The organism is Pseudomonadota bacterium, assembly GCA_039193195.1.
Taxonomy (GTDB): Bacteria; Pseudomonadota; Gammaproteobacteria; order Steroidobacterales; family JBCBZW01; genus JBCBZW01.
On sequence record JBCCWS010000061.1, the window covers coordinates 22,013 to 28,012 of the forward strand.

At 63.4% G+C, this 6,000-nt stretch carries 5 protein-coding genes; 3 read left to right on the forward strand and 2 right to left on the reverse strand.

Going from position 1 to position 6,000, the window contains the following annotated elements; genetic code table 11:
- Positions 1–190: 190 nt before the first annotated feature.
- Positions 191–571, reverse strand: a complete 381-nt coding sequence (locus tag AAGA68_25215; GenBank protein ID MEM9388375.1) for an antitoxin Xre/MbcA/ParS toxin-binding domain-containing protein — start codon at positions 569–571, stop codon at positions 191–193.
- A gap of 255 nt (positions 572–826) precedes the next feature.
- On the opposite strand from AAGA68_25215, the gene AAGA68_25220 reads away from it, so the two are divergent.
- Positions 827–3,697, forward strand: coding sequence for an SUMF1/EgtB/PvdO family nonheme iron enzyme (locus tag AAGA68_25220; GenBank protein ID MEM9388376.1), 2,871 nt, complete (start codon positions 827–829; stop codon positions 3,695–3,697).
- Positions 3,698–3,876: 179 nt separating this feature from the next.
- A complete protein-coding gene (locus AAGA68_25225; GenBank protein ID MEM9388377.1) occupies positions 3,877–4,263 on the forward strand; it encodes a hypothetical protein in 387 nt (128 codons plus the stop codon).
- Here the strand turns inward: AAGA68_25225 and avd are convergent.
- The gene (gene avd / locus AAGA68_25230) at positions 4,145–4,519 is read right to left on the reverse strand and encodes a diversity-generating retroelement protein Avd (GenBank protein ID MEM9388378.1); all 375 of its coding nucleotides are present in this window, start codon (positions 4,517–4,519) and stop codon (positions 4,145–4,147) included. The two genes, AAGA68_25225 and avd, sit on opposite strands and share 119 nt — an antisense overlap.
- Here avd and AAGA68_25235 point away from each other — a divergent pair.
- Entirely contained in the window at positions 4,500–5,645 is a 1,146-nt protein-coding gene (locus AAGA68_25235; protein MEM9388379.1) for a reverse transcriptase/maturase family protein, read from the forward strand. The two genes, avd and AAGA68_25235, sit on opposite strands and share 20 nt — an antisense overlap.
- Positions 5,646–6,000 lie beyond the last annotated feature (355 nt).

Below are 6,000 nucleotides of genomic sequence, written 5' to 3' on the forward strand. Positions count from 1 at the left end.
ACGAGGGCTGGCATCGATCGTGGTTCCAAGTGCACCAGCGTCTCAAGGATCGCTAAAGACGTGGACTCAGACGCATAAACCGCGCGGCGACCGGGCGATGACCATCGCCCGCCCACCAGCCGAGCGCCCTCTCCGTCGAAGGCGCCGCGCATCCATTTCTTAGACGTTAGGCGGAAGAGTCGCAAGGGCGCTAGGAGAACACGCCGTGGGAGATTCGCACGAGAATCGTCCTAACGCCTTCGATGCCCGCATCCGTGTCGAGCAGAGAGAGTGGTGTTCGCCCGGCGAGGCCAGCGACGTTGGCATTCAGCCAGTGCTCCGCCGCCTTGTGGTTCGCGAACACCTCACCTAATTCATCCAGCAGTTTGCTGACGCGCATGAAGCGATCGGACTCGGCGAGCCCGAGCGTACCTCCTTGCTTGATGAGGCGGCGCCAGTGGCGATCGGAAACACCGAGCAAGTCAGCAAATCGTGCCGATGGAATGTTCCAACGCTCCATCACCGATGTCGCTTGATCGACTGGTATGCCTGCCCGGGTGGCAGCATCCGCCTGGAGGAGAGCCTGCGTCATAGTAGCGCCGAGCCTTCGGACATACGGCCAAAAATATCGGACATTTAGCCTTCAATCAACCTGGCTCAGGTGTGATCGGGTCAGCGGCAGTGGGCGGCATGGGGGGCCGCCTCGACTCGCCGTTGGCACGTGCGCGCGACGATCATGAAGGAAGCGCCCGCTGCTCTGCGCTCATCAATGCCTCTTTGTTGAGGTTTGGGGATACCACGTAGAATCAGAGGCGTCTCGTACCTAGCCACTTCACTGCGCATCTCCATGGCCGACCGCACCAACGTCTTCATCAGCTACGCCCGCGACGGCGCCAACGGCCAGCGCCTCGCCGTCGCTATCCAGAAGGCGCTGGATGCTCACCGCCTATCGTGCTGGCGCGATGAAACGGATACGGAAGCTGGCCGCTCCTGGCCTAGCCACATCGAGCAACACCTGCGCGAGGCGCCGGCGATGGTCTGCGTCATCAGTCACGCGGCCCTCGACGCGAAGCGCTGGGTGTTGCGAGAGATCACCTTCGCCCTGCGTGAAGACGTCGCCGTGCCGATCATTCCGGTGCTCGCCGAGCCCGATGTGCAACTCCCGCTCGCGATCAACGACCTGCAGCCCATAGACATGCGCAGCGGCATCACGGCGGCCGCCGTCGAGGCGTTGCTGCACGCCCTCGGTCAGGTTAAGACGCCGACCCGACGCGTAGAAGTCGCCTACCTGCAGGGCCTGCTCTACCGGCAGAAGGTAGACAAAGCGATGCGGTTCTACGAGCCCCTAGAGGGCCATGAGTTCTGCTCGCCATCTTTGAGCAAGGTGGGGGCAGACGACGAGATGGAGATGGCGATGGACCTCATCGCCAAGCGCTACCGCGGCGACGGCCAGGGCCAGGAGTCGCGTCGCGTGGAGGACGCGGTGGATGCGATTGCCCACACGCAGCGCCTGGCGGTGCTTGGCGAACCAGGTGCCGGCAAGACCCATGCGCTAAAGCGCGTCGCGGCCCAGCTCGCGCGCGACGCGCTGGCAGACCCTGCCAAACCTCTTCCTCTGTTCGTGCCCCTGCGAGAGTGGCTTGCGCCGCCCTCAGGCGACACCGGCGCCAACGCACCGGGCGCTGACCTGGATGTCTTTCTCGCCAGTCATCTGGACCCCCTGGGGGAGAACTGGCGGCGACTGCTGGACGAACGACGCGCGGCCGTGTTGCTCGATGGCCTAAACGAGCTGCCCACAGCTCACCGCAAGCCTAAGGCGAAGGCGATCCGCGCCCTGGCGGACGATGAACGCGTGCCGGTGGTAGTGGCGTCGTGCCGCAAGAACGACTTCGTGGACGATCTTCGCCTGTCCCTGGACACGCTGGAGATCCTGCCACTAGACGAGCCGCGTGTCCGCCGCTTCTGCAGTCGGCACCTACGCGCCGTGGACGCCGTCAGCGGTGAGGTGCGGGGAGAAGATCTGTTCTGGCTGCTGGCGGGCGGTGACCGAGTGCGCAGTGCTTGGGCGACTGCCGAGCAACATGGCGTAACGGAGGGGCAGTTCTGGCAGTTGCGTGACGCCGCACAGCTCCCCCCGAAAGATGACGATTGGTCGCTGCGCGTTGCCCTACGCGCGGCAAAGACGGTGAAAGACGATCCCCGCAGCCTGCTGGCACTCTCCCGCAACCCCTTCCTGCTGAAGATGCTCATCGAGGTGTATCTGCAGCCCGGCGCGGGCGGCGCACTGCCGAAGAATCGTGCTCAGCTATTTGAACTCTTCGTCACTATCCTGATCGATCGCGAGAACGCGCGTCACCGACACCTGTCCGGCGGGTCTGACGCCTCGAAGGGCATCGACGCGCCTGGTCGCGCCGGTCTTGAGGATGCTCTGGGACAGTTTGCTTGGGCCTTGCAGCACGAGGCTGGGAGCGCGGAGAAGGTGCAGCTCGCCATGCCTGCGGCGCAGGCCAGGAGGCACGTCACCTCGGCGCAGCTGGGCCTGGCCGTGGCGGCTAACCTTCTCGAAGAAGGCGAGACCGTACGCTTCACCCACCAGCTATTGCAAGAGTACTTCGTAGCCCGCGGCATGCAGGCTCGGGTGGCCGCGGGAACCTTGCCAGCCGAGACCTTATGGCCTTCGGCACGCTGGTGGGCGCGCAGCGGTTGGGAGGAGGCGGCGGTGTTTCTCGCAGGGCTGCACGAGCACGATCCTACGCCGGTGATCGATTGGCTGAAGCACGCACAACCTGCGGTGCTGCGCCAGTGCTTGGAGCAGAGCGGCTGTGCGGCACCTAGCGACGCCCAGTGTGAGGAACTCAAGGATCTATGGATGCCGCGCCTGGACCCACGCCATGAAGCACATCCAGCCGCCCGCAATGCGGTGGCGACATCGCTGGGGTACCTCCAGCTGGATGACCGCGCAGGGGTTGGCCTAACGGCCAAGGGTATTCCGGCGATCGACTGGGTGAAGGTGCCAGGTGGGCCGTATCTTTACGGCGAGGATCTGGAGCCTCGAGAGCTGAAGACGTTTTGGCTGTCTCGCTACCCGGTAACGAATACGCAGTTCCAGGCGTTCATCGATGCGCGGGGCTACGGTGACGATGAGTGGTGGGACGGGCGGGCCAAGCGAGAGTCGGCACCGGCTGTTGGCTACTGGAGTGAAGGGAACCGTCCACGGGAGACGGTGTCGTGGTACGAGGCGGTCGCTTTTTGTCGTTGGTTGAGCGAGCAGGTTGGATACGAAGTACGCCTGCCGACGGAGTGGGAGTGGGAGAAGGCCGCACGGGGCACTGAGGGGCTGAAGTACCCATGGGGAGCTGAGTATGAGAGCGGTCGAGCCAACGTGGACGAGGGAACGGCAGGGGAGTACGACTTGGAGGGAACGGCAGGGGAGTACGACTTGGAGGAAACGGCGGTAGTCGGCCTATATCCTCAGGGCGCATCGCCCTATGGCATCCAGGACATGAGCGGAAACGTGGAGGAGTGGTGCCTCAACGAAATGTACGATCAAAAGGGCCAGACACAGCTGAGCGGTGATGATCCACGGGTGTTGCGCGGCGGCTCCTGGCTCTACGGTCCAGACGGTGCGCGTGCCTCGGGTCGGGGCAGGGGCGATCCGCTCATCCGCTACGGCGATGTGGGTTTTCGTTTGTGTTGTGTTTCCCCCATCGCCCGCTGAGCGCTGTGCCTCTGCCCACTGGTCACTGATCCCCTGCCCCCTGTTGCCGCGGCCGCGAAGGCGGCCGCTCTTCGCGCAAAATTTTCGATTTTGGGCTACTGCCCAGTGCTCGCACCGGAAACCGTGCTAGCCTCAAGCTGCTGACCTAGCCAGCAAGGGCGCTCCGGCACGATCCACGGGTGTTGCGCGGCGGCTCCTGGATCAACAATCCAGACAATGCGCGTGCCTCGGATCGGAACAGGAACAATCCGAACATCCGCAACAACAATGTGGGTTTTCGTTTGTGTTGTGTTTCCCACGTTGCGCCGAGGCCTCGGATGCCGGCATGCCCCGTTCACTACGGTCGGCGGGGTGCGGCGAGGTGTAGCGTAATGGCGCGGAGACGTCCTGACCGCACCGGGCCTGCTGCCGGTCGGTCGAAGAAACCCCAGGGGCACCTCCTGGGCCTTACGGCTCCGAGGTGCCCCGCTCTCGCAGCGCCGCCTCGGTCTGGCGCAGCCATCCGCCCAGAAGTCGCCCCACTTCCGCCACCATCAGGCTTACGTGTTGATACTGCCCGTCGTTGAGCCACGCCCACTCGTGCGCCATACGCAGGTAAGAGCGCAGGCTATTGAGCGCCGCGTCCGCACCTTGAAGATACCTTAGGCGCAGTTCTCCTCGGCGCGCTTGGGCCTGGAACAGATCTTCTTGCAAGTCCATCGCCGCGCCCAGTAGGCGCCGCGTCACCGTGTAGCGATACACTCGCGGAAAACGCTCGCCCTTGGGCAGCAACCAGGCGAGTAGATCGTAGGTGCGGGACAAAATGACTAACGGCTCGGGCATCAGCGCCTCCTCTTCGTGCTTCGAACGAATCATCACGTGGCCTAACCTGCATAAGGCCTGGCGCAACGCCGCCCGGGGCAAGCGCAGCCAGCCAAACGTCGCTCACTTTGAGCACCGGGTAGCGGATCGCCTGCTTTCCTTGCAGGCCTCACTATCCAGCGGACGCTGGAAGCCCGGTAGCTATACCCATTTCTATATCCACGAGCCCAAGCGCCGCCTGATCAGCGCCGCGCCCTTTCGCGACCGCGTGGTCCACCACGCCCTATGCAACGTGATCGAACCGGAGTTCGAGCGCTGCTTCCTGCCGGACAGTTACGCCAACCGCCTAGGCAAGGGCAGCCATCGCGCCATAGACCGCGCCCAGGCATTCGCAGGCGTGTACTCCCACGTGCTTCGGTTGGACATCGTGCGCCACTTTCCATCGATCGACCACGCCGTGCTTACACGCTTGCTGGGGCAAGTGATCCACGACGAGCGCACGCTCGCGCTGGCGCAGCAGATCATCGACGGCGGCCAAGGCGTACTGGATGCAGAGTACGAAACCGTCTACTTTCCGGGCGATGACCTCTTTGCTGCCTGCCGCCCGCGCGGACTTCCAATCGGCAACCTCACCTCGCAATTCTGGTCGAACTGCTACCTCCACGGCCTGGACATGTTCGTAAAGCGGACGCTTCGTTGCCCGGCATACCTGCGGTACGTGGACGACTTCGCACTGTTCTCCAACAATCCGCGAGAGCTGTGGGAGTGGAAGGCGGCGATCATCGACTTCTTGACCAGCCTTCGGCTCACCGTGCACGAAGCGCATGCGCAGGTGACGCCTGTGGCCGAGGGCATACCGTGGCTCGGGTTTGTGGTGTTCCCCACGCACCGGCGCGTGAAGGGGCGCAAGGTGCGTCAGGCCAAGCGTCGGCTCGGGGAACGCTACGAGGCGTGGCTAGCAGGGGAGATCAGTTTCGGTGAGTTTGATGCGAGCGTGCAGGGGTGGGTGAACCATGTGCGCTACGCGGATAGTTGGCGCTTGCGGGAAAATCTGCTGGGGGAGTTTGAGCTGAGTGCTCCCAGAAGACGAGAGCGGCGAGCGGCCCGCGCGAAGAACGCTACGCGGCGGCGCACGAGGAGATCATGAGTGCGCCGGTAAAGGCTATTTCGGCGCGCGAAGAGCGGCCGCCTTCGCGGCCGCGGCAACAGGGGGCAGGGGATCAGTGGTCGGTGGACAGAGAGACAGGGCTCAGCGTGCGATGGGGGAAACACAACACAAACGAAAACCCACAATGCTGACGCGGAAGAGCGGAACGTACCCGTCCCGAGCCGAGGCACGCGCATCGTCTGGAAAGTTGATCCAGGTGTGCTAGTTCCGACTTGATCTGACACCTGACTTGAAAAAAGTGAGGGTTATCGACTTTGATGGAAGTGCGAACTTTCAATCAAAACCATGGAGATAACCCTCGTGATTGAGTCTACACAGAGGATCATTCGAAACA